We start from the raw sequence: 489 nt of genomic DNA on the forward strand, positions 1-489 counted from the left end.
AGGTTATAATTGAACCTTATTGGAATTGAAATTGCTTAACAAGACTATTAATCTCAGCCTCATTCTTGTTATAATTGAACCTTATTGGAATTGAAATAGAACAGCGTCCAACTCCTTACGGACAATATCCAGGTTATAATTGAACCTTATTGGAATTGAAATGGAACAAAAGAGTTCGCATCAACAACAGCAACACTGTTATAATTGAACCTTATTGGAATTGAAATTAACATTACGCAATTGAGCAGCCGAAACAACAGAATGTTATAATTGAACCTTATTGGAATTGAAATTTAGAAAATTATAATTAAAAATTTAGTATAAAACTGTTATAATTGAACCTTATTGGAATTGAAATATTCAATTTCATTCTCATAACCTCGAGAAACAATCGTTATAATTGAACCTTATTGGAATTGAAATAAATGATGAGTATCTTTATAATACGCAGTTTGAAGGTTATAATTGAACCTTATTGGAATTGAAATT

Annotated in this window: 1 CRISPR repeat array. The window is 28.4% G+C overall.

Annotated features, from left to right (window positions below):
• Positions 1-2: 2 nt before the first annotated feature.
• Positions 3-488: a CRISPR direct-repeat array (repeat unit 30 nt; unit sequence GTTATAATTGAACCTTATTGGAATTGAAAT).
• The last annotated feature ends 1 nt before the right edge of the window (position 489 follow it).

It is taken from the genome of Prevotella sp. HMSC077E09 (assembly GCF_001814685.1).
GTDB lineage: Bacteria > Bacteroidota > Bacteroidia > Bacteroidales > Bacteroidaceae > Prevotella > Prevotella oris.